The 24,980-nt window shown below is 51.5% G+C and carries 24 protein-coding genes and 1 riboswitch; of the genes, 14 read left to right on the top strand and 10 right to left on the bottom strand.

What is annotated here, in order from left to right; all coding sequences use genetic code 11:
- The first annotated feature begins 89 nt into the window (after nucleotides 1–89).
- The 7 genes from Abor_RS07280 (at nucleotide 90) to trpS (ending at nucleotide 6,319) form a co-directional block, all read left to right on the top strand.
- A complete protein-coding gene (locus Abor_RS07280) occupies nucleotides 90–827 on the top strand; it encodes a TlyA family RNA methyltransferase (protein WP_048841198.1) in 738 nt (245 codons plus the stop codon).
- Nucleotides 828–953: 126 nt separating this feature from the next.
- The gene (locus tag Abor_RS07285; RefSeq protein ID WP_126621101.1) at nucleotides 954–1,562 is read left to right on the top strand and encodes a hypothetical protein; all 609 of its coding nucleotides are present in this window, start codon (nucleotides 954–956) and stop codon (nucleotides 1,560–1,562) included.
- Between the two features lie 141 nt (nucleotides 1,563–1,703).
- Nucleotides 1,704–2,918 carry a dual-specificity RNA methyltransferase RlmN gene (gene rlmN / locus Abor_RS07290; RefSeq protein WP_048841199.1) on the top strand — a complete coding sequence of 405 codons (1,215 nt, stop codon included), beginning with the start codon at nucleotides 1,704–1,706 and terminating at the stop codon, nucleotides 2,916–2,918.
- Nucleotides 2,919–3,029: 111 nt separating this feature from the next.
- The gene (locus tag Abor_RS07295; RefSeq protein WP_048841200.1) at nucleotides 3,030–4,271 is read left to right on the top strand and encodes an argininosuccinate synthase; all 1,242 of its coding nucleotides are present in this window, start codon (nucleotides 3,030–3,032) and stop codon (nucleotides 4,269–4,271) included.
- Between the two features lie 45 nt (nucleotides 4,272–4,316).
- A complete protein-coding gene (locus tag Abor_RS07300) occupies nucleotides 4,317–4,808 on the top strand; it encodes an FKBP-type peptidyl-prolyl cis-trans isomerase (RefSeq protein ID WP_048841201.1) in 492 nt (163 codons plus the stop codon).
- 8 nt (nucleotides 4,809–4,816) lie between these two features.
- Nucleotides 4,817–5,293 carry a c-type cytochrome gene (locus Abor_RS07305; RefSeq protein ID WP_048841202.1) on the top strand — a complete coding sequence of 159 codons (477 nt, stop codon included), beginning with the start codon at nucleotides 4,817–4,819 and terminating at the stop codon, nucleotides 5,291–5,293.
- 30 nt (nucleotides 5,294–5,323) lie between these two features.
- Complete coding sequence (gene trpS, locus Abor_RS07310; protein WP_048841311.1) at nucleotides 5,324–6,319, top strand: tryptophan--tRNA ligase; 996 nt, start codon at nucleotides 5,324–5,326, stop codon at nucleotides 6,317–6,319.
- A gap of 38 nt (nucleotides 6,320–6,357) precedes the next feature.
- Here trpS and Abor_RS07315 read toward each other — a convergent pair whose 3' ends face one another.
- Nucleotides 6,358–7,089: a YoaK family protein gene (locus Abor_RS07315; protein ID WP_048841203.1), complete on the bottom strand. Its 732-nt coding sequence runs from the start codon at nucleotides 7,087–7,089 to the stop codon at nucleotides 6,358–6,360.
- A 54-nt stretch (nucleotides 7,090–7,143) separates the two neighbouring features.
- The gene (locus Abor_RS07320; RefSeq protein WP_232015110.1) at nucleotides 7,144–7,590 is read right to left on the bottom strand and encodes an MliC family protein; all 447 of its coding nucleotides are present in this window, start codon (nucleotides 7,588–7,590) and stop codon (nucleotides 7,144–7,146) included.
- A gap of 185 nt (nucleotides 7,591–7,775) precedes the next feature.
- On the opposite strand from Abor_RS07320, the gene Abor_RS07325 reads away from it, so the two are divergent.
- Nucleotides 7,776–8,450 (top strand): DUF1826 domain-containing protein, encoded by a 675-nt coding sequence (locus Abor_RS07325; RefSeq protein ID WP_048841204.1) that lies wholly within the window; start codon nucleotides 7,776–7,778, stop codon nucleotides 8,448–8,450.
- 18 nt (nucleotides 8,451–8,468) lie between these two features.
- Here Abor_RS07325 and Abor_RS07330 read toward each other — a convergent pair whose 3' ends face one another.
- From Abor_RS07330 to Abor_RS07340, 3 genes are all read right to left on the bottom strand, one after another.
- Nucleotides 8,469–10,421: an FUSC family protein gene (locus Abor_RS07330; protein WP_084594421.1), complete on the bottom strand. Its 1,953-nt coding sequence runs from the start codon at nucleotides 10,419–10,421 to the stop codon at nucleotides 8,469–8,471.
- 100 nt (nucleotides 10,422–10,521) lie between these two features.
- Nucleotides 10,522–11,424, bottom strand: coding sequence for a LysR family transcriptional regulator (locus Abor_RS07335; protein WP_048841205.1), 903 nt, complete (start codon nucleotides 11,422–11,424; stop codon nucleotides 10,522–10,524).
- Between the two features lie 335 nt (nucleotides 11,425–11,759).
- Nucleotides 11,760–12,167, bottom strand: coding sequence for a hypothetical protein (locus tag Abor_RS07340; protein ID WP_048841206.1), 408 nt, complete (start codon nucleotides 12,165–12,167; stop codon nucleotides 11,760–11,762).
- A 39-nt stretch (nucleotides 12,168–12,206) separates the two neighbouring features.
- Nucleotides 12,207–12,422, bottom strand: a riboswitch (cobalamin riboswitch).
- 291 nt (nucleotides 12,423–12,713) lie between these two features.
- Here Abor_RS07340 and Abor_RS07345 point away from each other — a divergent pair.
- Complete coding sequence (locus tag Abor_RS07345; RefSeq protein ID WP_048841207.1) at nucleotides 12,714–13,919, top strand: alpha/beta fold hydrolase; 1,206 nt, start codon at nucleotides 12,714–12,716, stop codon at nucleotides 13,917–13,919.
- Between the two features lie 103 nt (nucleotides 13,920–14,022).
- On the opposite strand, the gene Abor_RS07350 is transcribed toward Abor_RS07345, so the two are convergent.
- Complete coding sequence (locus Abor_RS07350; protein ID WP_048841208.1) at nucleotides 14,023–15,411, bottom strand: penicillin-binding protein activator; 1,389 nt, start codon at nucleotides 15,409–15,411, stop codon at nucleotides 14,023–14,025.
- Between Abor_RS07350 and rsmI the strand changes: the two genes are divergently transcribed.
- Entirely contained in the window at nucleotides 15,405–16,358 is a 954-nt protein-coding gene (gene rsmI / locus Abor_RS07355) for a 16S rRNA (cytidine(1402)-2'-O)-methyltransferase (RefSeq protein ID WP_048841209.1), read from the top strand. The two genes, Abor_RS07350 and rsmI, sit on opposite strands and share 7 nt — an antisense overlap.
- A gap of 6 nt (nucleotides 16,359–16,364) precedes the next feature.
- Here the strand turns inward: rsmI and Abor_RS07360 are convergent, their stop codons facing one another.
- A complete protein-coding gene (locus Abor_RS07360) occupies nucleotides 16,365–17,570 on the bottom strand; it encodes a BaiN/RdsA family NAD(P)/FAD-dependent oxidoreductase (protein ID WP_048841210.1) in 1,206 nt (401 codons plus the stop codon).
- A 17-nt stretch (nucleotides 17,571–17,587) separates the two neighbouring features.
- The gene (locus tag Abor_RS07365) at nucleotides 17,588–18,256 is read right to left on the bottom strand and encodes a glutathione S-transferase family protein (protein ID WP_048841211.1); all 669 of its coding nucleotides are present in this window, start codon (nucleotides 18,254–18,256) and stop codon (nucleotides 17,588–17,590) included.
- A gap of 172 nt (nucleotides 18,257–18,428) precedes the next feature.
- On the opposite strand from Abor_RS07365, the gene minC reads away from it, so the two are divergent.
- The 3 genes from minC to minE all read left to right on the top strand — a co-directional run bounded on the left by minC (nucleotide 18,429) and on the right by minE (nucleotide 20,379).
- On the top strand, nucleotides 18,429–19,121 hold the full coding sequence (gene minC / locus Abor_RS07370; protein WP_048841212.1) for a septum site-determining protein MinC: 693 nt from the start codon (nucleotides 18,429–18,431) through the stop codon (nucleotides 19,119–19,121).
- A 152-nt stretch (nucleotides 19,122–19,273) separates the two neighbouring features.
- On the top strand, nucleotides 19,274–20,089 hold the full coding sequence (minD, locus tag Abor_RS07375; protein WP_048841213.1) for a septum site-determining protein MinD: 816 nt from the start codon (nucleotides 19,274–19,276) through the stop codon (nucleotides 20,087–20,089).
- Entirely contained in the window at nucleotides 20,086–20,379 is a 294-nt protein-coding gene (gene minE / locus Abor_RS07380; RefSeq protein ID WP_048841214.1) for a cell division topological specificity factor MinE, read from the top strand. The genes minD and minE overlap by 4 nt, the downstream gene beginning before the upstream one ends.
- Before the next feature lie 79 nt (nucleotides 20,380–20,458).
- On the opposite strand, the gene Abor_RS07385 is transcribed toward minE, so the two are convergent.
- A complete protein-coding gene (locus Abor_RS07385) occupies nucleotides 20,459–21,148 on the bottom strand; it encodes a GntR family transcriptional regulator (RefSeq protein WP_084594422.1) in 690 nt (229 codons plus the stop codon).
- Nucleotides 21,145–22,935 carry an ABC transporter ATP-binding protein gene (locus Abor_RS07390; RefSeq protein ID WP_048841215.1) on the bottom strand — a complete coding sequence of 597 codons (1,791 nt, stop codon included), beginning with the start codon at nucleotides 22,933–22,935 and terminating at the stop codon, nucleotides 21,145–21,147. Before Abor_RS07390 ends, Abor_RS07385 begins: the two co-directional genes overlap by 4 nt.
- A gap of 251 nt (nucleotides 22,936–23,186) precedes the next feature.
- On the opposite strand from Abor_RS07390, the gene cysG reads away from it, so the two are divergent.
- Complete coding sequence (cysG, locus tag Abor_RS07395; RefSeq protein ID WP_048841216.1) at nucleotides 23,187–24,596, top strand: siroheme synthase CysG; 1,410 nt, start codon at nucleotides 23,187–23,189, stop codon at nucleotides 24,594–24,596.
- The last annotated feature ends 384 nt before the right edge of the window (nucleotides 24,597–24,980 follow it).

A 24,980-nucleotide genomic window follows, 5' to 3' on the forward strand; every position in this document is an offset into this window, starting at 1 on the left:
CTTACCGCACCCCACATCGTACAAACCGCTCTCAGCGCGCTGGGGGTTGCTTTGTCTGAGACAGCTGTTTCTGGTCAGATCGCTTAAGTATGGCACGGCGGCGCGCAGACCAGCTTTTGGTAGACCGTGGGTTGGTTGAAAGCCGCACCAAAGCACAAGCCCTCATTATGGCCGGGCTTGTGTTTTCAGCTGAAAAACGCGTTGCCAAAGCCGGTGACCAATTACGTGAAGACGCCCCACTTGACGTAAGAGGCCAGCCGCACCCGTGGGTTTCCCGCGGGGGCTGTAAACTGGCCCATGCTCTTGAGTTTTTTAATCTCTCTCCCCAAGACCAAATTTGCCTAGACGTTGGTGCGTCTACAGGCGGCTTCACGGATGTGTTGCTCACAAACGGCGCCAGCTCTGTTTATGCGGTTGATGTTGGGCATGGACAGTTGGCTTGGAAGCTCCGCTCAGACCCGCGCGTGGTTGTTATGGAAAAATGTAACGCCCGCATGCTAGATTCTACGCTTATTCCGCAAGCTCCGTCCGTAGTGGTGTGCGATGCCAGCTTTATTGGCTTGCGCACGGTCTTGCCTGCCGCTCTTTCTCTGGCAGCAAGCGGCGCATGGGCCGTAGCCCTTATTAAACCCCAGTTTGAAGCTGGTCGGGAGCAAATAGGCGCTAAAGGCGTTGTAAGAGACCCTGCCGTACATGCCAGTGTATGCGAAACCATAGAAACATGGTGGCGCGGCCTAGAAGGTTGGAATGTTTTAGGCATAGAAAAAAGCCCTATCACCGGCCCGGAAGGCAATAAGGAATTTCTTATTGCAGCCCGCAAGAATTAATCAGCCTTTTATTTAAAAACTAATTTACAGCCATACGCTTAGTTTAAAGATGACGTATGGCCACTCTTTTTGCCACAATCGCGTGAGATACGCTTTTATAAGCAGCAAAAAGGGTCAAACATTATTATGCTCCGCAAATTCATCATGGTGCTCGGTGCTACTACCGCCTTGTTTGGCATCATTGGTGGTGCCTCAGCCTCCCCCTTGCCACGTCATGCGTCTACACAACACGACACAAATATTGCTGAGGTTGGCCAAGCTCTTTTGTCTGGCTACGAACAAGAGGGCCTAACATTACGCGAAGACCCAGAGCGCCAGCTCCTGCTTATCGGGACAGACCCTGCAGCACTACACGCACATGACCAAACAGATAGCAGCATGAACCAATACCACCTTGCGGTGCGTGACGTGCTTTCTGCTGCTGCGTCTTACGCTTACCTCTATTTTGGCCTGCACCCAGATGCCAGCAGTCTCTCTGTTCAAGCTGACATTGAGCAAGATGGTGCTATTCCTGCAAGCAACGCCGCTGATGAGCAAACCCAACAGCCGGCTTTATCGTTCACCATTCCCCGCCCTTCTTTCCCCATTTCTCCCGACCGCAAGCCAGATGCATATTCTGCGCAAACAATCAGCGCTATTTTAGGGGAAATAGACCCAAGCAAAACTACCATCGCGCCTTGGCTTAAAGCGCGCCTGCAACCACAAGCTTCTGCAAACCAGCCAAACACGCACTAAAACCAAAATATGCTCTGCAAACGCTAACCTTGCAGGCGCAAAGCAAAATACCTTATAGGTGCGCAGGCCCGGTGCAAGCTGGGCCTTTTTCTGTTATCGTCTCAATAACGCACCCCTCCCCCATTATGTACGGCACGCTCTATGTCTCTCGTTGATTCTGCTCCATCTTCTCATACTCACGATGCCGCAGCATCTGCTGCGCTGAATGCAGAAGATCGTGCCCGTATTCTTGCCAAAGCAGCTCTTTTCAGCCCGCCAGACGCCACATTACCTGATGGGCGGCGTGATCTAGTTGGTTTATCCCGGGACGAGTTGACTGAACTTTTGGTGGAAATTGGCGAAAAGCCTTTCCGCACCAAACAACTATGGCACTGGATCTATCATCAGGGCGTAACAGATTTTTCTGCCATGAGCAGCATTGCCAAGCCCCTGCAAGCCAAACTGGCTGAGCGTTTTGTTGTCGGGCGCCCACAAGCGGCTATGGTACAGACCTCTACCGATGAAACCCGCAAATTCCTCTTCCGTTTTAGGGATGGGCAGGAAGCCGAAACGGTCTACATTCCCGACCGGCGCGAAGACCGGGGCGCTGTGTGCATTTCATCGCAAGTAGGCTGCACTTTGTCTTGCACCTTTTGCCATACCGGCACGCAAAAACTTGTGCGTAACCTTGGTGCGGCAGAAATTGTGGGCCAGTTTATGGCTGCCCGAGATTCTTACAGCGAGTGGCCAAGTCCCAAAGGTGACACCCCCCGCCTACTCTCTACCATTGTGCTTATGGGCATGGGGGAGCCGCTGTATAATTACGAGAATATTGCCAAAGCCATGAAAATTATCATGGATGGTGAAGGCATTGCTCTTTCGCGCAGGCGTATCACGCTTTCCACATCTGGCGTTGTGCCGTTGATGGACAGGTGTGGCGAAGAACTAGGTATTAACCTTGCGGTTTCTTTGCATGCCGTTACCAACGAGCTACGCAACGAAATTGTGCCACTTAACCGCAAATACCCCATTGAGGAAGTGTTAGCCGCCTGCCGCCGCTACCCGGCAGCAAACAACTCCCGCCGCATTACATTTGAGTATATTATGCTACGCGGCGTAAACGACAGCGAGGCCGATGCCCGCGAGCTCGTCCGGCTCATTTCCGGGCTACCGGCCAAAGTTAACCTTATTCCCTTTAACCCATGGCCGGGGAGTGCTTACCGCCCCTCCACGCGTGAGCAGCAAAACAAATTTGCCCAGATTATTATGGACGCAGGCTTCTCCTCGCCCATTCGTACTCCCCGTGGGCGCGATATTCTGGCGGCATGTGGGCAATTGAAAACCGAAAGCGAGCGGATAAGAGCCGCCCAAAGCTGATTTTTCTGCACTCAAAGCCTGTCATGCAGGCGCAGGCTCTGGCTCCTTGGCATCTGTGGTGCTAGGAGACAGTGCGAAACCTTTTACTTCAAGATTCAGGAGATCATCCTCATGGGCGCACCTGCCGCCAGAAAAGATGTCAAAAAAGTTGTCCTCGCCTATTCGGGGGGGCTCGACACATCTGTCATCCTGCGCTGGTTGCAGAAGACGTATAATTGTGAGGTTGTTACCTTTACCGCTGACCTTGGCCAGGGTGAAGAACTTGAGCCTGCGCGTAAAAAAGCAGAGATGTTTGGCGTAAAAGACATCTTTGTTGAAGACCTGCGCGAAACGTTTGTTAAAGACTTCGTCTTTCCAATGTTTCGGGCGAACACGCTCTACGAAGGCCAATACCTGCTGGGCACCTCTATTGCCCGCCCACTTATTGCCCAACGCCAAATTGAAATTGCCCGCGCTGTTGGCGCAGATGCCGTTGCACATGGTGCTACCGGTAAAGGCAATGACCAGGTTCGCTTTGAACTGGCGTACTACTCGCTTCAGCCAGACATCACGGTTATTGCACCTTGGCGCGAATGGGATCTGACCTCTCGCACACGTCTGCTGGCGTTTGCTGAAGAAAACCAGATCCCTATTGCCAAAGACAAACGCGGCGAAGCCCCCTTCTCTGTTGATGCCAACCTGCTGCACTCTTCTTCTGAAGGCAAACTACTGGAAGACCCCGCTATCGGGCCAGAAGAAATTGTGTTCCAGCGCACCATCGCGCCAGAAGCCGCGCCAGACAAAGCAACCGAAATTACCATTGATTTCGTAAGCGGTGATCCCGTTGCCATTAACGGTGTTGCCATGTCTCCGGCAACCCTGCTCACCCGCCTGAATGAGCTGGGCAAAGCCAACGGTATTGGCCGTCTTGACCTTGTTGAAAACCGTTTTGTTGGCATGAAGTCGCGCGGTATTTACGAAACACCCGGCGGTACAATTCTGTTAACGGCACACCGTAGCATTGAATCCATCACGCTAGACCGTGAAGCCATGCACCTTAAAGATAGCCTGATGCCACGCTATGCGGCTATTCTTTACAATGGCCTGTGGTTCTCTCCAGAGCGCCGTATGCTGCAAGCCCTCATTGATGCCTCTCAGCATTCTGTCTCTGGCCGTGTGCGCCTTAAGCTGTATAAAGGGAATGTCATCTGCGTTGGTCGTGAAAGCCCCAACAGCCTGTATGATACCCGCGTTGTAACTTTTGAAGATGACGAAGGGGCTTACAACCAGCAAGATGCACAGGGTTTCATTAAGTTGAATGCCCTGCGCCTGCGTTTGGGTGCTCAGATTGGCCGTAATGGTGGGGCCCTCTGAGCCTTTTCTCCCCTGCCATTCTTTAACTGGATTGCCGAGAGGACCATGACCCGTCGTTTCAAACTCACCCACTTCGTTCTGGCGGCCAGCATGGCCGCCTCTCTTGCCGCATGCGGTGCCCATAAGGATGAAGATGTTGAGCTTACCCCTCAACAGCAAATGGCTAAGCTCCGGGCTGAACCCGGCGTTGTGACCTTGAAAGACGGGCTGGCCTATAAGGTGATTGCCTCTGGCCCCAAAGACGGCCCACAGCCGCGCGTTGGGGACATGATGATGGTCATTTATGAAGGCCGCCTGCCTGATGGCTCCATTTTTGATAGCTCTGAACAGCATGGCGATGGCGCTTATATGCAAATGCCATTGCAAGGGCTTGTGCAAGGCTGGATGGAAGCAATGCCCATGATGCACGTTGGTGACACATGGATGCTCTATGTGCCGCCAGAACTTGGGTACGGGCATAAAGCTATGGGCGTTATTCCCGCCGACAGCCCGCTTATTTTCCGTATTCAGATTTTGGGCGTAGACCACGCGCATTGATCTGAGTAATGACACACTCCCCCTGCTTACGCTCTGTTTTCTCCATGCTTATGCTGGGGGGGCTGTGCCTGACGCTCACAGATTGCTCTCGTAAAAGCCCTAAAAGTTTGTACGGCAGCAATTGCGGCATTTGCCACCATAGTGGCGATGGTATGCCGGGTTCTGTCCCCCCCCTTGTGGGCCGCATAGATAAAATTGCCGCCACACCAGAAGGCAGGCAGTACCTAGCAAATGTGCTCATGAATGGCGTAAGTGGCCCCATTATGGCCAACGGCCAGCCTTATAATGCTGAAATGCCACCTTTCCGTTATTTGAAAGACGAAGAGGTTGCAAAAATTCTGACATGGTTGTCTGCCCGCGGCACAGTAAAACCTGCGCCGGAAATAACCGCGCAAGATATTGCAGCCGCGCGTAGCAACCGTATCTCATCTGGAAAAGTTGCTGACGAGCGCGAAGCTCTTAACAAGACAGCCCCAATTCCTTGATTTGTTTGTAAAGCCATAGTGGTAATGTCCATGCAACGCATTTTTTCTGGCATACAGCCATCCGGTATTCCTCAGTTAGGTAATTACCTTGGGGCTATTCGTAACTGGGTTAACCTTCAGGCTGACCACGAATGTGTTTTCTGCCTTGTAGACATGCACGCCATTACTGTGTGGCAAGAACCAGCCAAGCTCCGCAGCCAGACCTTAACACAAGCTGCTATTTTGCTTGCGGCTGGTATTGATCCGCAAAAACATATTCTCTTTAACCAATCTGCCGTTTCTGCGCATGCACGGCTAGCATGGATTTTTAACTGTGTGTCTCGGTTAGGCTGGCTCAACCGCATGACACAATTTAAAGACAAGGCAGGCAAAGACCGCGAAAACCACTCAGCGGGTCTGTATGTGTACCCAAACCTGATGGCCGCAGATATTCTGGCTTACAAAGCCACACGCGTACCCGTGGGTGAAGACCAGAAACAACATCTGGAACTTACCAACGACATTGCCCAAAAATTCAACCATGACTACGGCGTTGAGTTTTTCCCGCAGGTTGAAGCGCTTATTCCGCCAGCGGCAGCACGCGTTATGAGCTTGCGTGATGGCACAAAGAAAATGTCTAAATCTGACCCGTCTGCCCAAAGCCGTATTGAAATGACAGACGATGCAGACACCATTGCCCTTAAAATACGCCGCGCCAAAACAGATACCGATACCCTACCAAGCGAAGTAGAAGGCCTTGAAGGCAGACCAGAGGCTAAAAATCTGGTCACTATTTACGCCGCTCTGGCTGATATGAGCCTTGCAGAAGTTTTGGCCCAGCACCAAGGCCAAGGGTTTGGCCCCTTCAAGCAGGCGTTGACAGAGGTCGTTGTGGGGGCAATTGCGCCTATCGCGCAAGAAACCCAACGGCTTATGCAAAACGAAGACCATTTAGTGTCTGTGCTGCGCTCTGGGGCACTTCGTGCGCAAGCCATTGCAGAGCCTATTGTTACTGAAGCAGAAAAATTGGTTGGTTTTGTAAAATAAGCCTGACTAAGTGGTGGCGAAAGTTTGCACGCCACCACTTAATTTTTGCTGCTCGATTTACGCATATTTATAAACACGCCGGGTAAAGCAAGGCAGGCTAAAACACCCCCTGCACCTAGCAAAAAATACTCCGGCCAAGCCGTGTAAATATAAACACCCAACGCACTACCAAGAATAAAGCAGACAATAATTTGGCTATGTAGCCAAAGACGCTTTTGCATTTTTTGGTGTTTTTCTGCGTCCTGTGGCTGGCTAAACGATGTAAGCCAATCGGCCATTTCTATACCTAAATCTGTAATCATGCCGGTTACATGCGTTGTCCGCACAACCGCGCCAGAAATACGTGTGACTGTTGCGTTTTGCATACCCATAAGAAACGCCAAAACCAACGGAGCCACCATAACCTGCCCAGCAGGAGAGAACCAAAAGAGTTGAGCCAGCCCTAATAGAACTAATATAAACGCCTCAAGCAAAATACTATAAGCGTAAACCGCCCCTAAGCCTTTATGCCGCCCCCGGTTTACCAATAAAGTGCAAAGCAGCGCTCCAAGCCAAAAACAGAGCACGACACTGCCTGCCATAAGAGCAACATCTACCTTGCCCTGTAACGATACACTGGCCAGCATTGAAATATTACCGGTCATGTTAGCGCAGTAATATCCAACACTTAAAAACCCTGCCGAATTAAGCGCGCCTGCTACCATTGCTAAAGAGCTGCCTAATTGGCGGTCTTGTAAAAAAGTACGTTTACCGCTTTCACGCAGTAGCATGAGAGTATGCCTTGAGCCTTAAAAAACCGAGAGACCAACATAGCTGAACCACCCTTAGGGGTGCGTTGTGTCGGGCTTTGTTTCTTGGCAAGTGAGTGTGCCAGCATTATTGAGCAACGCGCTGCTGAAAAAAGCTGTGCTACCTTTTGTCCACCACACAAATTCACCTGCTACATATTTTGCGCCAGAAGCTGCAATAACATTAGAGAAAACCTGTGTTTGACCATCAACTGGCAAAACTACCAGACTGATTGCACCAGCATTAATGTAGCGTACCTGTGTAGTTTCTAGCCCGATATGGGCTAATAAGCTGGCAGAGCCTGTGCAGTGGTAAACTGCCTGCTGCATATGGATAGGCTCGGCGTGTTGCACAGGAATATGAATAGCCCCCTGCTCTGCCGCAACTGGCGGCTGGGCTTGTGTGCAAGCCGTTAGCAAAAGCCCTAACACTATGGCACTCACAGAAATCTGCTTGTTCGGTTTGCTTATTTTACGTGCCATGCTGCCCTCCATTACTATGACTGCCAGCTCAGGCTACTCTGATACGGGTTAAAAAAGCAAAAAAGTAGTCAGGCTAATACCGCTCATACTCATGCCTGCGAGAGATTAGCTCACTTACGGATTGCTTACCGCATCCCTCTATCGTAGTGTAATGTTATATTGTTGCATTATAATGAGTTTGTACCATGCCTCTTGCTTCTTGCCCCACACGCAGCCTCTTTCACTTTGCAACGCATGCCCCACAAAAAGAAACATCTGGGTTGGTACGTATTGAACGGACACTGCCAGATAATCTGCACCACGCCGTTGTACAGTACATGCAAACAGGGCCAAGTTTAATGTTGGCTAAAGGTACACCACAAGAATTATATACCTTGCTGTGCCCCCATATGCCCCCAAATACGCGCAAAATTCTGGACGATGCCATAATGCTGGCACGCCTTTACCAAGCACATAGCAAACTCTCTACTGTGCGCTTTAGGCTAGAGCATGTGCGTACAGATTCCTGCCGTAAATTCCATACAGATAATGTTCGGCTTAGGTTGTTATGCACCTATTTTGGCTTAGCGACAGAATGGGTACCGTCAGAATATCTGGCGCCCGATAACCTGAATGATTATGGCGTACCCAAACATATTGAAGATAGCTCTATTCATAAGCTTAATGCCGGCGATATTGCCCTCTTAAAGGGCCGCGCATGGCCTGGGCACAGTGGGGTGGTCCATCGCTCCCCACCAGTCTCACATCTACCCGCCCAGCAAAGAAGCCGCTTGCTCCTGACTATAGATGAACCTACAGCCTGCGGTATGTCTGATGAGCAGACACCAACAATACGCTACACGGCAGAAGCAACAGCTTAAACGCCCGCGTAAGCCTGTCTATACAAATCTTGCCAGGTTGTCGTGCTGTACTGTCTCGGCAGTCATCACCTGTAAACAGGCTTGAACCGTTTCCAACTTTGTTTTTATGCCTTGATCTTGCTCCAGCGCAATCTGGCGGCCTAACCAATGCTGCATCATAATATTCCATTGGAGCGCCTGCACGCCCTCCGTGCTCCATTTACGCAAAAAAACGCGTAAGCCCCGGCGTATTCCTTGAGGTATTGTACCATCCCGCACTACGTCTCTTAGCAGAATAACCCCCATACCCAAGCTCATAGCCTGAAGTTGCTCTTGCATATAAGCAAGCCGCAACTGCTCTGGTACATTTTGCGCGTTACGCAAAATACGCACCAGGCTTTCAGCACTTTCAGTCAACCATTGTTGCATGGTCGCGTGGTTACGGGGGGCAGCTAAAGCTTTAAGCCGCATGGTACGCCATTTAAGGGTACGGCGCATATGTGAGTCTATATGAAACGGCAAAACGGCACGGTATGTCCAGCCAACAAACAAAACCGCAAATAAGAAAGCTAATGCCCCGTTATAAAAAGCAACTTCATTATACCGCCCCAAGTTAGAAGGGCCCAGTAACACAGGCAAAAACATATTAAACGAAAAAGCATACCCTGCCGTGTTGCTATGCCGCGCAGCAAGACCGCCAATAGTCATGGGGAGCATAAGCGCAAACAAAAGCATTTCCGGTGTGGTCAATAAGGGCATAACCAAAAAGGCATATAGTCCGGCCACAACAGCGCACCAAACCGCACCTTTAAAAAAAGCACTAGAGGCCAAAATTGGGTTTTCACGCGTGGCAAGCAACCCATATACCAGCGCTACAAACGAGATAAATGCAGCACCAGATGGCCATGCCGTTACCTCCCACACAAGCCAAGCTGCAAGAATACCTGCGGCTGAACGAATACCGTTTTCTACAGCCTCACGCGCATGCCGCCGAGAGGATGTTTTAAACCGAAAACGATCACCCTTTTGAGCATGCGTGCTTAACGTTATGTGTTTTTTGGCCTCTGCATAATCGGCAGCTAAAGGGGCTGGGTAGGTTTGGGCACTCTTTTGCCCTTGCTGTTGTGCCAACAACCCCATACCGCGCGCACGCGCCAACATAACCATAAGGTAAGACAAGGCTGCACGTGCATGGTCACCCGCATGAGTATGGGCACCAATTTCCAGCGCATCAAACTCTATACGGCTATTGGCCGAAACAAGGGTTGTAAGTACCTGCGCCTGCTTTTGTGGCGTACCTTTGCCCGTAAGCAGGTCTGGTACAGCTTGGCACACCGCATTTTTTGCACCTTCCAAACGCAGGGTCAGGTTACGTAAAGCCTGCTCACGCATGGAAGGGGTGCATAAAAGTGCCAATGCGGCCTCACACACCACACCCAGAATAATGTAGGTGCCACGAGCCATAGCAATATCAAACACATGGTCGGGCTCAGAAATGGCCCCCGTGGCAACAATGGCCGATGTAAACCCCGTTAAAACCAACCCGTAGGCTCGGTAGCTTTCTAAAAAGGTGGCCAAGCCACAGCACAACCCAACCCACAAGGCCAAAGCGCCAAAAAACAAAGCGGTTTCCTGTGGGAAAGAGGCAATAAGGGCAACCCCGACACAACACCCCACCACAGTGCCTATTATACGCCACCGTGCTTTTGAAAGGCTCTCCCCCCGAGAAGACTGGGCAACCACCCACACGCTCAAAGGAGCCCATTGCGGGCTGTCTAGCTCCATCCACATGGCAATAAGCAAAGAAAGACCAGCGGCTAAAGAGGAGCGCAACGCAAACGCTAAATCCCCCACGGAGGGCTCAAGCAGCCATTTAAGTTTTTCGCGCCATGAGGTTTGAGAACGCGCAGCACTAAAAACGGCAAACCACCCCAGCAACCCCAATGGCCCGGCCGCGTGTTTCTGTTCTGCCTGCTGTTGTGTTCCGCTCATCTACGCTGCTTTCTACTTTGCAGCGCACGATGCAAAACCAGAGGCTTGTCGTCCAAGTGTTTGTTATAATTATATCATAAGCAATATTTATGATGAGCCTTTATGGCGCATAAATATCATCAAGCTTCAAGCTGCTCGCAATGCTCCATAGCCGCTCAATTAAGGCCGTACTGTTCATCTGGCTTTGTTTAACAATCCCGACATCAGGCGAGGCACAACCAACTATTCTGCGGGTTTGCAAGCCACAAGCACCAGTGCGTTCGGGTAAGGCTGCTACCGGTAAAATACTAGCCATACGGCCCCGCACCAACTCGGCATGCAAGAGTTCAAGTGCGTCTGTCTCAAGCAACACGTTGGGAATAACCTTGGCCTCCCGAAAGGCTTGGTCAACCAATTGCCTGCTCCGCATGTTGCGGCTTAACAAACAAAGCGGAATGTCTGCCATATCTTGCCAAGATGCTACCCGGCCTGTGGGTAGGCTCATAGATTTTGCAGCCGTTAAAACATGTTCCTCAGCATACAGGGTTTGCACATCAAACGGCCCATCGGGTGGCAGTTGGTCAAGATACATGACCCCTAATTGCAGGCTATGCTCACGTAAATGCTGTATAATCTCGTTACTGGAGTAAACCTTAACTTCTACATGCAAAGCGGGTACGGCCGCTCTAAAACTTTCTAACAGTACGGGAATGGTTAAAATAGCTGGCGGCATAACCCCTATAGCAACAGACCCTCCGGCTACATCTTGCGCATAGGCAGCCTCCTGCCGCAAACCATCTAAGGCTGCAACCGTCTGGCGTGCCCAAGTCAGTACGCGCTCCCCTTCTGCCGTTAACCCATAAAAGCGGCGGTTTCGTTGAATGATGGTAATACCAAGTTCCGCTTCCAACTGCCTGATACCTGCCGACAACGCTGGTTGAGAAACACCGCAACTTTCTGCCGCTCGTGAAAAATGACGAAAACGGTCAAGAGCAATTAAATAGGTTAATTGGCGTAAAAACACGAACCGCCCACCTCACACTTTACGGGTTAAATAAGCTTACACTTACGCGGTATCTTAAAGAATGTTACCAAGGCCGCCTAGACAACCCAACCAAGGGGTTATGTAAAAGCATACGCTCTTTTTCTGATACAACACGACAGCACTGCACCAAAAAATCGGTTAGATCGCGCAACACGCAAACGCTTGTTTCCAATATAGGAAACACTCTTTCCACTACCCTATTGCCAAGCCATTACAAGCAGCAGCACAAGCACAGAATTCGCTCTACGCTACGCACTCTCTTATGACTGCCTAGGCTGCATCTTTAGAACCCACCACATACGATAATGTTGAGCTTATTCAACTGCACAATACAAATCCATTGCGGCTGCACGCGCCCCTAACGCCCAATGCACTTTAACATAAGCCTCTATCAGGCACTGTGCATCAGCCACGGTTGCCACTGTTTGCTTATGTGGCAAATTTTCTAGGGCCGTATGTGCATTATTTAACAAAGGGCGAAACGCGCTTTCTATTATCCCGCCTCTTGCCCGGTAATTTTGAGGCAGTCCGTTATTGAGCTTGATAAAGAGCGTATAGCTATTTTGAAAAATCACCTCCTCTTTTTCAGGAGGAAGGAGTGCATACCCAGAGGCCGCCCTCAAAACGTCTAACCGTGTTGGGCACTGCCGTATAAGGTCTGATACTTCCGGGTGGAGTGTTTGGTGGGATATGGTTGTGCGCGGCACACCAAAAAGGCTCATGTTTTTTCTCTGCCCTCCGGTTCAACCCGCCCGGCGGTACGTTTCTGTACGACAATAGCAGGTCTCCTGGCTTGCAGATCATCGGTATAAAGCCACCTTCCCGGTATGTATTGGCACCAGTGGTCTGCCATGTGGCACTTTGCTTTATACCATTACTGCTTACAGTTGCGGGCGCAGCTACCGACTACCCTGCAAGCAGAGGTACGATATTCCCTTTTAACCCGTTTGCACGGGGCTATCGACAAGTTTGGTTAGAATGCACAAAACACAGAAAACAACAATATACACCTTACCATCGGGCCCGCTTCATCACTGCGCTTTGTTTATGCATCAAGAGCCTATTGAACACTTTTATTTTTAAAACCATGAAATAAATATGAACTCTTTTTGTAATAACAAAAAACAAATGCGAATATACAATATAACTCTATGTGATTTTTAAAAAATTGACAGCGTATTTTATTAAGAATATTTTCTTGCTGTTTGACTATAGCCCACTTAGCATTTTCGGGTTTTTGTTTATTCCATAAAGAAAGAACCTTGCTTATGTCGTCTTCATTACGCAAAATTCTTACAACGTCCTGCTTGCTCAGCAGCGTATTCCTTGCTCTACCCGCCAGCAGTTATGCCAAAAGCGAGCAAGCTACACAGAATGCTCAAAAACTCGGAACCATTCTCGAAAAAGCCCCCCTTCCAGCAGCCCTTAGCCTACCTCATGCTGGCCCGGCTTATCGCATCACTTACCTTTCAACCAATGGCATTACACAAAACGGCCTTGTGCCGGTTACAGCAGAAGTTATTCTGCCTGCTGGTAAGGCCCCAAAAGGGGGCTGGCCTATTGTAGCTTGGGCACATGGTACAGTAGGCATTAACAATAAATGCGCCCCCTCTCTCTCCCCCTACACTGAGCGTAACCGTATTTACCTGAGTGAGTGGATGAAACGAGGCTTTGCCATTGTTGCCACAGACTACCAAGGCTTAGGCTCCTCCGGCGCTCACCCTTACCTTGATACACGCGTTGAAGCTTATAGCGTGCTTGATAGCATAAGAGCCGCCCTCTCAGCTTTCCCTGTGCAAAACAAAATTATGATTGTCGGGCAGTCTCAAGGTGGTGGCGCGGCAGTTGCTTCAGCCTCTTTTGCACCGACCTATGCACCAGATTTAGATATTCGTGGCACAGTTGCAACCGGTGTGCCGTATATTACCCCAGAGTTGGTTAGCGCCCTCTTGCAACCCCACGCGAACGCGAAAACTGAAACAGGCTATAACCCGCTTATGGTTTACAGCCTCTATCTTGCCGCAGGCCTTGCTGGGCGAGATGATAGCTTCAAACCGCAAGACGCATTTACCCCCAAAGCCATGCCTGCCTACCGCGCCGCTTCTGAAAGCTGCGTGACAGACCTAACGGCTCTGGTCAAAAAAGAGGGCCTTAACTTCCAAAATTCAGTGCTGCCCGGCTTTAGTAAAGCGTTAGCTCCAGCGATGGAAGATATGCGCTACCCCACGCTTAAACTAGCCCAACCGCTGTTTGTTGGTACCGGCTCGGAAGATAAAGACGTACCGCCAGTTTTACAGTTTGGTCTTGTTAAAGCGGCCTGCGCTGCCGGTGCCGTTGTACAAGCGCACGTTTACCCCGGCCTAGACCACAGCCAGACCGTTAATGCCTCCCTGCCCGATTCAGCCGCGTTCACACAGGCTGTTATGTCTGGCAAGCCCGTGCAATCAAACTGCGGGGCAATAGCCGGGCAATAAGCTCTCCCTATAAATAAAGAGGCTCATCCCTTAAGAAGAGCCTCTTTAACACTCCTTGGCATGCCCCACGTAAAAACATCATGCCAAAATGTAGCCAGCCTTTTTAACCGCCAGTTTTTAAATTTGAAGCCGCAATAAGCTTTGCGCTGCTACCATTGCCAATGACTTCAAAAACACCCAACGCACGGCGGGTTTGCCCATTAGGCTGCAACGTAAAGCGCCCATCAACCCCAGCAAAACCTTCAGGCCGTGTAAAGAGCTCAAGCGGGTAACCAGTAGCCCCACTTTGCCCTACGGTTCTCGCAACCATAGCTGCATCGTAAGACAAATCAGCCAAGGGGCGCGGCATGTGGTGGTTACGCGCCATAAATTGCGTTGCAAACGCCTGACGAGAAGAGGGGTCTGGCGCAGCATACCACGCCCCTTTGAGTGCCCCGAGCTTGGTAGCAAACGCAGCCCACAGGCCCGGCCCCAAAATACGTACAGAACTAGACGAGACTTGCGCGTCATTAAGTGCTGCAATCACATCTCTTAAAGCAAGCCCCGTATCACCTAACAATAGCGCATCAAACGGAGGGGCCGACAATTTTGGCACTTCTGCTGTGCCTGCCGCGCCATTGGTTTGTAAAGCAGCCGCAAGGTCTGATGGCAAAGGCTTATCAGATGTCTGATCGGCCGACACGGCAGGCGCTGCGCTACCTGCAAGCGCTTTAGCTTCAGCCAAGCGGCTGTCATATGCGCTAAGCTGGTGCATCATACTCGTAATGCTGGCTGTGGTGCCATTATGGTAAATAACGGTGGGCGTTGGCAGGCCGTTATCTTGGCAAGCAGCCTGCAAGCCATTGCCCAACGCTTTCCCTAAAGCCGTGTTAGGCAGCAATGCCGCAAAGCGGGTACGCCCTTCTTTATGCGCCAAAGAGACCAAACGCTGCACTTGGTCTTCTGGGGTAATACCCATAACCCACACACCGGGGCGCGCTTGTGTAACATCACTCGTAAACGCCAAAACAGGCACGTGCGCCTCAAGCGCTGCCGGGGCAGCCGCAGCCGTATCGCCCGCGGTCAGGGGGCCAAGCAAAATACCATCACCCGCTGCAATAGCGGCAGACGCTGCTGCTGTGCCCCCCCCCACGGCTGCGGTATCGCGCACATCAAGCTCCAACCCTGCCGAAGGAACAGGCGCACCAACCGTTGTGGCGCTCGCCACAGGGGTAGGCTGCGTTAATGCAAGTTGCGCACCGGCAAGCAGCTCGTGCCCCAACCCGGCATTAGGGCCAGTTAGAGGCAACAGCACACCAATTTTTTGGCTCCCTTTAGGCGTTTGCGCCTGTGGGCCCACGCCACCAGACTGCTGTGCACAGCCTGCTAATAAAAGTGCCATTGTGCCCAGTATGGCCACTCTGGTCTTGCGCGCCGCGTGGTTTGGCGTCAGACCACCATGCGGCACTCTGCTCAAACCAGCATCAGACAGGAAAGAATAGGCGCGTGACATCATCCAGTTCGTCCTCCGAAAGCAACCGGTCTGATGCACAGCCCGACCGGGAACCGTCTATCCATAGCGAAGGACGCAGCACGAGTCATGCTCAACGTGCATTTAGCCTTACCTTAGTTGCAACCCCCATCGGCAATTTGGGAGATTTCAGCCCCCGCGCAGTACAAGCACTGGCCGAAGCAGACCTTGTGCTATGCGAAGATACCCGCACAACAGCACGCCTCCTTACAGAAAACAGCCTAAGCGTACGCACAGAAGCCCTGCACGAGCATAATGAGCGCCAGCGCGTACCCGCGTTAATAGAGCGCTTACAAAACGGTACGCGCATAGCCCTTGTTTCTGATGCTGGCATGCCATTGCTCTCAGACCCCGGCTACAGGCTGGTTTGCGCCGCTATTGAAGCCGGTATTTCCCTTACCGTTATTCCCGGCCCCAATGCAGCCCTCAGCGCTCTGGTACTTTCTGGCTTGCCCCCACACCCCTTTATGTTTGTTGGCTTTCCCCCACCCCGCTCCTCTGCACGGAAAGACACTTTTGCAAAACTCCATGCGGCAGAGCGCGCTGGCTTAAGCGCAACCCTTATTTGGCACGAAGCCCCCCACCGCTTAGCTGAAACCTTGGCTGATATGGCTGAAATTTTTGGCCCAGCCCGTGCAGCCGCCGTAGCGCGCGAATTAACCAAACGCTTTGAAGAAGTGCGCCGCGGCCCGGTGGCGGAACTTGCAACATTTTACGCAGAAAATGCCCCACGAGGCGAAATTACACTGCTCCTTGGCCCCGCACCAGAAGAAGAAAACAGCCAAGATACGCTCGATACAACCCTCAACACTTTGCTTGAGACACACTCAATTAAAGATGCAGCAACATTGGCAGCAACAGCCTGCGGCCTTCCGCGCCGCACGGTTTATGCACGCGCCCTAGAGCTATCGGCTGCGCGTAAACAGTAAAGCGCTTTACGTTTCAGCTAAGGCCACGCCAGCGGCATAACCGCTGGCCCACGCCCAATGAAAGTTATACCCACCCAGCCAGCCGGTTACGTCCATGGCTTCACCGACCACATAAAGGCCGGGCACCGCTTCAACCTGCATAGTTTTGGAAGAAAGCGCGCGTGTGTCTATACCGCCACGAGTTACTTCTGCCTTGTAGTACCCTTCGGTGCCAGTCGGGTACACTTCTAGCTTATGGATAGCCTGTGCTAAGGCTCGTATTGTTTTATCTGACCATTCAACCACCGGGCGGTCTGGAGCATGGCGTTGTGCCAGTTCATGCGCAAGGCGTTGCGGCAACCAACGGCTTAACGCCGCAGGGCCACGCATTTTACCGCGTGCCACTTTAAGGCCAGACAGCAAAGCCTCACAATTTTGTCCGGGCAGCAGGTCTAGTTGTATAGGCTGGCCCGCTTGCCAGTAAGAGGAAATTTGCAATAAAGCCGGGCCAGATAAGCCACGGTGCGTAAAGAGCAACGCCTCTTCAAACGATACCTTACCGCATGTGGCTTTAACGGGTAGCGAAACACCAGCTAACGTGCGTACCCATGCGTCTTCATCGCGGTCAAACACTAACGGCACCAAAGCTGGGGCGGGCATAACGACTGGTACCCCAAACTGTCTGGCAACATCATAAGCAAAGCCCGTTGCCCCAATTTTGGGAATGGAAAGACCACCAGTGGCCAGCACAACATTAGGGCTAACAAACGTACCGGCAGATGTTTCAACACGGAAAGTTTCAGCCCGTCCAATGCGTGTAATACGCGTACCCGGCAGCACGGTTACACCGGCAGCCGCACATTCAGCCAAGAGCATATCCACAATATCGCGGGCTGAGTTGTCACAAAAAAGCTGTCCCAGCTTTTTTTCGTGCCAAGCAATACGGTGCTTGGTCAGCAAGCTCAAAAAATCAGCCGGTTTGTAGCGGCTTAGGGCTGAGCGTACAAAATGTTTGTTTTGAGAAATAAAACGCTCTGGCTTTATCTCTAAATTAGTAAAATTACACCGACCACCGCCAGAAATAAGAATTTTGCGCCCAATTTCGGGTGAGTGGTCAAGTACGGTTACTCGTTTACCGCGCTGTGCCGCCGTAAATGCGGCCATAAGGCCAGCAGCCCCGGCCCCGAGAACAAGAACATCAGGCGTACGTACGCCAACGCCATGGGTGTTCAAATCGTGTCTACTTTGCGTCAAAAATCAAGGTTTGCATAGTAATCTGGTGGGGTAATGCCAGAAACGCGGTCTACCAATAACGGCCTAAAGCAGGGGCGCGACTTCATGCGGGCGTACCAGTCCCGCACTGCTGGGGCGCGTGACCAGTCTATGTCCCCTATAAAATCTAGGCAGGATAAATGGGCGGCAGCAGCAAAGTCTGCCAAAGACAGAAAATTACCTGCCAGCCAATTTCTGTTTTCTGTAAGCCCGTTCACATATTTCAGGTTAGGCTTCATGGCTGCGTACCCTTCACGCAGCACGCTACCGTCAGGGTTACCTTTGCCGCTCAGCCTTTTCATCACGCGCTCTACAACAAAGCGGTTGGTTACTTCGCGGGCAAAATGTCCGTCAAACCAAGCTACAAGGCGGCGCACTTCAACACGTTCAGCCAATGTGCGGCCCATAAGAGGCGTGTCGGAATAAGCTTCTTCCAAATATTCGCAAATAACATGCGAATCAGGCACAACAAGCCCGTTATCCTCTACCAGTAAAGGCACCTCCCCCCCGGGGTTCATGGCTATAAACTCCGGGCGCTCCTCCCATACGCGTTCTATAATGGGTTCAAAAGGCAAGCGCTTTTCACCCAAAACAAGACGAACCTTGCGGCAATACGGAGAAACGGGATGATGATAGAGCGTACGCATGCAACAGATTTATGACATTGTCGGGCGTCTTGCCAGAGGATAAATGATATAAACAGCGTTCAAAAACGTATAACCTATTCTCTTTGTACAGATACTCGACACACACGCCCCATAACGATACCACTAAGGCACGTCATTACCCGTCTGATTTTATCCAGCGAGACCATACCCTTTGTCCGGCACGTCCTCTCTTCCCCGTATTCGTTTGTCTGGCCGGTCGTTTCTGGCCCTCACCCTAACTCCAGAGGCCCCTCTGGCTGACTGGCTGAACGCACTTGATGCGCAACTGGCCCGCTCTGCCGGTTTTTTTGCCGGAAAACCCATTATTCTTGACCTCAACCGCCTAACGGCTGAGACCCCGCACCTTTCCTTCCTTAAAAGCGCGCTGGAAGAAAGGGGGGTACGCATTATCAGCATAGAAAATGGAGACCCAACATGGCCTGCCGTCGCTGAGTGGGACTGGCCAGCAAGCCTAAGTGGTGGCCGCGAAGTTGAAAGCCTTAAAGAAGACAAAGACGAAGCCCCAAACCCGGCCTCTACAACCTTAATCCTTGAAGACCCAGTGCGTTCCGGCCAGCATATTGTCTGGCCTAATGGAGATGTGATCGTGCTTGGCCCCGTTGCCTCCGGCGCAGAAGTATCTGCAGGCGGTTCTATTCATATATATGGTGCGCTGCGTGGGCGGGCCATAGCAGGCATAGGCGGTAATAGCGCCGCACGTATTTTTACACGCCAACTAGCTGCAGAACTTGTTGCAATTGATGGGTTTTATGCAACAGCCGAAGAAATGGGGGCAGAGCACAACGGCAAGCCCACTCAGGTTTTTCTTGAAAATGAAACCGTAGTTTTCCGCTCTATGGCGTAATTACGGTCGGCACTGCAAAATAAACCGGGTTTATGCAAATATTCTCCGTTCCCTTTTTAGAAACTAATTGTATCCTAGTCTCACTCTCAAAGGCCGTCATGCCCTGATGATGGCATATACAGACTAAGACAAAAACTAGAGGAAAAAGACCAATGTCAAAGGTTCTGGTCGTCACGTCAGGAAAGGGCGGTGTTGGTAAAACAACGACCACAGCCGCCTTGGGCGCAGCGCTCGCCAAAGGCGGGAAAAAGGTTGTGCTGGTCGATTTCGACGTTGGCCTCCGTAACCTTGACCTTGTTATGGGTGCCGAACGCCGCGTGGTGTTTGACCTCATCAACGTCATTCAAGGCGATGCCAACATTGCCCAAGCCCTCATCAAAGACAAACGGGTTGAAAACCTCTCTCTCCTCCCCGCCTCGCAAACACGGGACAAAGACGCCCTGACCGCAGAAGGTGTCGAGAAGGTTATTAACGAACTGCGCAGCAAGTTTGACTGGGTTATTTGCGACAGCCCGGCAGGCATTGAGCGTGGCGCCCAACTAGCAATGTACCACGCTGACGTTGCGGTTATTGTCACGAACCCTGAAGTGTCTTCAGTACGCGATAGTGACCGTATTATCGGCATGCTCGACAGCACGACAGACAAGGCCAAAAAAGGCGAGAAAATTGACAAGCATCTGTTAATCACTCGCTACGACCCAGCCCGCGCCGCACGCGGCGACATGCTGGGCACAGATGACGTGCTTGATATTCTCTCTATTCCGCTTTTAGGTATTATTCCTGAAAGTAGCGATGTGCTGCGCGCTTCTAACGTAGGCGCACCCGTTACCATTGCAGAACCTGAAAGCCCTCCGGCACGCGCCTACACAGATGCCGCACGCCGCCTGAACGGTGAAAAGCTGGAAGTGACCATTCCGGCTGAGCGTAAAGGCCTTCTCGACTGGCTGTTTAAACGGAGAGTGGCATGAGTTCCTTCCTTTCCAGCTTTTTCAAAAAGCGCTCATCTGCTCCTATCGCGCGTGACCGCCTCCAAATTTTGTTGGCACACGAACGCATTTCCGTAGGTGATGGCAAAGATGACCTTCTGGCTCAACTGCACCGTGAGATTATGGAAGTTATCAAACGCCACGTTGCAATTGACCAAGACAAAGTGCAGATCAAGCTTGACCGTCAAGCCAACTGCTCATTACTTGAAATTGACGTTGAAGTGCCCGGCCTGACCGATAAAAAGCCAGCAGTCGCAGCACAAAAAGCCTAAACACTCGATTATAGAATACACAAAAAAACCTGCGACTTTATGCCGCAGGTTTTTTTGTCTCAAAATACAAGCCCTCACCTCATGATGGTAGCAAAGGCCCCAGCCAAGACTGCGCCTGTGCAAAATCACGTCGCATCGCTTCTGCTGCTTTTTCAGGGTTATGCTCCGCAAATGCGTCAATCAGTTGTAAATGCGGGTGCGTTTTATCTGCCGGGCTAATATCTGGCAGGCCATTAGCGGCTGCATAAATAGGCCCAATGCGCGTCCATAAACTGTGCATCAGCCCTGCGGTAAGGCTTAAGTTCGAAAAATCAGCCACAGCACTATGGAAGGCCGCATTCGCTACTGCTGTGCCGTGCGAATCTTCAGCCTGATAGGCTTCAATAAAAGCATCATGCCGCTCTCTTAAAACCTGTATTTGTTCTGCCGTAATATGCTCTGCCACGTTACGGCTTAAGCGTACTTCTATATCCCCACGCAGCGCATGAATTTCTAAAAAAGCAGCGCGCGAAATTTGCGGCACACGTGCTGTGTTGCGTTCATCAAGCTCTAGAGCCTGCTCCGAAACAAGGCGCAACAAGGCTTCTCTTACAGGTGTGGGGCTAAGCGCTAGAGAGGCAGCAAGCGGGCGGAGCACAAGCCGCTCCCCCCCACGGTAATAGCTGTGAATCAGCCTATCCCTTATTTGCTGGTAGGCAAACGCCGCCAGCGCACCCCGGCCAGTAGGGCGGTCAGACGGGTTGGAAAGGGCTTCATCCTGCAATGTCATGCGTGCGTTACCTGCTTGCTCAAAAAGTATTTATACGGGCCATCTTGCTGCTCCAACGTGGCGGGAGAGCCATCCTCCACAATCCTGCCGTCTTGCATCACAACAATTCTATCAAAATTACGCAAAGTTGAAAGCCGGTGCGCAACAGCAATAACCGTGCGCCCAACCATTAAACGGTCTAGGGCATGCTGCACATGCTCTTCGCTTTCTGTATCCAAAGCACTCGTCGCTTCATCCAGAATGAGAATTGGGGCATTGCGTAAAAAAGCGCGTGCTATGGCAATACGTTGCCGCTGCCCGCCAGAAAGCTTAACGCCTCTGTCGCCTACCAGTGTTTCAAACCCTTCTGGCATGGCCTCAATAAAGTCTCGGCACCCGGCGGCCTGTGCTGCCATAAATACGTCTGCATTGCTGGCATCTGGCCTGCCGTAGCGAATATTTTCCATAACTGTACGGTGCAGCAAAGAAACATCTTGCGGCACAATAGAAAGGCACCCGCGCAAGGCGTCATCGGTCAAGCCACGAATATCTTGCCCATCAATCAAAATTTTCCCGCTTTGCACAAACCGTAGCCGCTGCAACAAAGCCAGCACAGTGCTTTTCCCTGAGCCAGACCGCCCAACCAGACCCACTCTTGTGCCGGGTTTAATGTGCAAATTAAAATCCGATAAAACAGGTGCGCCATTAGGGTAAGCAAAACTCACATCTTTAAAAGCAACATCTCCCCGCACTGGTGCAGAAATAGCGGTTGCATCTGCTGCATCGGGCATATCGTGCGGCAGTAAAAGAGCAGACAGAACTTCAGAAAGCCGGGCATTGTGCTGTATGGTTTCAACCAAAGACATCGCTAAATCTCTGGTGCCATGTAAAATGGCAAAGCCCAGTGTAATAACCATAACAACCTGCCCGACAGTAGCCTGCCCCCATTGCCAGAGCAAAACTGCCCATATGAGCAAACCTGTGGTGAGTATGGCTGTTAGGGCAGCGTGTACCATGCGCAGCCGCTCCATATAACGGAGCGACTTAAGCCTCTGCCCCATCTCATTTTGGGCAAGCGCGTTAAACCGCAGGCGCTCACGCCCACGCATGCCAAAAGCACGCACAAGCGCAATATTGCCCATAACGTCAAGGGTTTCTCCCTCTAGCCCTGCTGCGGCTTCAGCATACAGCCCGTGTAGCCTGCGCCCCCGTATTGCCAGCCTGAACATAACAAAACACAACCCAAAGGCCGTAATAACGGTAACGCCCCCCATAACCCAACTAACCGACAGCATGAGCGAGACAGACAGCACCACATTGAGTGCGGGTGGCAGCACGTTCCATGCCAGCATGTTTTCCAGCACAAAACTAACATTACCTGCCGTAGCAATACGCGCCGCCAAAGAGGTAGGTATACGCTCAGAAAAATAAGCCGGGGAATGCCCGGTCAAAAACCGGAATAAATCTTGCCGAATATCACCCGTAACTGCCACAAATGTGCCAGAGGCAAACCACCCGGCAATACGCCACGAAATATTGTCTGCAACAATCAGGCCAATAAGCACACCCACAGCGCTCCATACAGCGCGGCCCGGCCCGGCCTGCCCAGCTGTGGTCATAATATCCACCAAATGGCGAATACCGTAAGAAGAGAGCACCGAGCAGCCTATGGCCATACCCACCGCGCCAAATACCATAACGTGCGCAAACGCACGCTGGCGCATATACCGTAGTAAAAACCTTACCGGGTGGCTCGCATAACGGTGCAGCTCTGTATCTGGCACAGTAATGGTGTCTGGCACTGCCATTCTAATACTCTCCTGTTATAATGCGGGCCATGCAAAGTAATACGCTCTGCTTTAACGGCAAAAGCCGCGTGCTGCTTCTTTTATTTTTAGCCGTATACGCTGGCATTGCGCACAAGGTAGGCTTTCTTTCCAGCCAGATGACGGCTGCATCATGGCAATCAAAACAATAACGCAAAAAATAAGCATTATTTTGTAGCAACGTGGCTGAGAAGCCTTGCGCAAAACAAGGAACCCTGCTTGCTCTTTTGGTCATGCACACATCTTCTTCTCAAACCAGTTGGTTCCCCATCGTACTGCGCCTGCAAGATGCACATGTTCTTGTTATTGGGGGCGGTAATGTTGCAGCTAACAAAGTGCAGTTACTCGTGCCAACAGGTGCAAAAGTTGAAGTGCTCTCTGCCAGCCTTACGCCAGAACTCCAGCGCCTTTCAGAATCTGGTGCCATTACCCATGTGCTGGCAGATGTCAGCGCACACGACGTGCAAAAACGTCTAGCCCATTGCCGCCTTGTTTATGTTGCAACCAATGACGCAGCCTTAAACCGAGAACTAGCCGCCCTATGCCAAGCCGCCAATGTGCCGGTGTGTGCGGTTGATGACCCAGCCATTTCCAGCTTCATTACTCCGGCACTCTCCATACGCGGTGCCGTACAAATTGCCGTCTCAACTGGTGGAGCAGCCCCTGTTTTGGCCCGCAGGCTGCGTGCGCGTATTGAAGAAATACTACCCGCTGGCCTGCATAAACTTGCTGAGTTTATGCAAAGCAAACGCCTGAGCTTGCGTGAACACGTGCCCAACACCTCAGAACGCAGGCAAATATGGGAGCGCTTTCTTGACGGAAAAGGCCAACACCTAGCATTAGAAGGTAATGTTCAGGCCGCCGAGCAAGAATTGGAGCACCTAACGCAAACCCAGCAAACACAAGGCGAAGTCTGGCTGGTAGGTGCTGGCCCCGGCAACCCAGACCTGCTTACTCTGGCCGCCCTGCGCCTTATGCAAGATGCTGACACGGTTTTATACGACAATCTGGTTGGCCCAGATATTCTCAATTACGTGCGGCGCGATGCCGAGCGGGTGTTTGTTGGCAAACAACGTAACCGCCACACCCTGCCCCAAGAAGGCATTAACGATGAGCTCATACGCCGCGCTAAGGCCGGTGAGCGCGTTTTGCGCCTGAAAGGCGGAGACCCCTTCATTTTCGGGCGTGGTGGCGAAGAAATGGAAGCTCTCGTGGCAGCAGGCGTGCCCTTCCGCATTGTACCGGGTATTTCTGCCGCCAATGGCTGCGCTGCCTACGCTGGCATTCCCCTTACACACAGAGACTGCGCGCAGGCCTGCCTGTTTATTACCGGCCATGCCCGCGCAGATGGTACCCTCGAACTCGCATGGGACAAAATAGCCCTGCGGGGCCAAACTGTGGTTATTTATATGGGGCTCAATATGCTGCCTTTCCTGTGCGAAAAATTGCAGGAGCATGGACTACCAGCAGACTGGCCTGCCGCCTTGGTTGAACGGGGCACGACTGCACAGCAACGGGTTTTTGAGGGTACTCTTACAACCCTTCCAGCCCTTGCAACTACGCACAAAGTGACCAGCCCTACTCTTGTGATTATTGGCGAAGTTGTGCGCCACCGCGTGATTCCAACCCAAGATATCCAGTAAACTTACCGTGATATTCGGGAACCAGAGCCATATAATCTAACACGCAAACGCCTGTGGCAGCGCTAGAGAACAGGCTGTAGCCTGTGGTTTGAACATAGCTCACCTTCTGTAAGTGCTGGCCAGAGTGTTTGCTTTATTTTCAAAACGTTAGTGTTATAACATTATTCTCTAGCAACAAAATCTTGCAACATGCTGATTTCTAATATTTTTCTAAAACCACCTCCCCTTATTTCAGTGGGCCATACAGACAAAATAAACAGGTGCAAAAAAGCCGCACCCCATCACAACTTACTGAATAACCAGCAAAAAGAGGCGTTTTCTCAACACTTGTTTGTGTAGTCCTTACTGTGTTGACGGCAGAAAGTCTGTTCTTCCACACAAGGG

The sequence above is a fragment of the Acetobacter orientalis genome (assembly GCF_000963965.1).
Classification (GTDB): Bacteria; Pseudomonadota; Alphaproteobacteria; order Acetobacterales; family Acetobacteraceae; genus Acetobacter; species Acetobacter orientalis.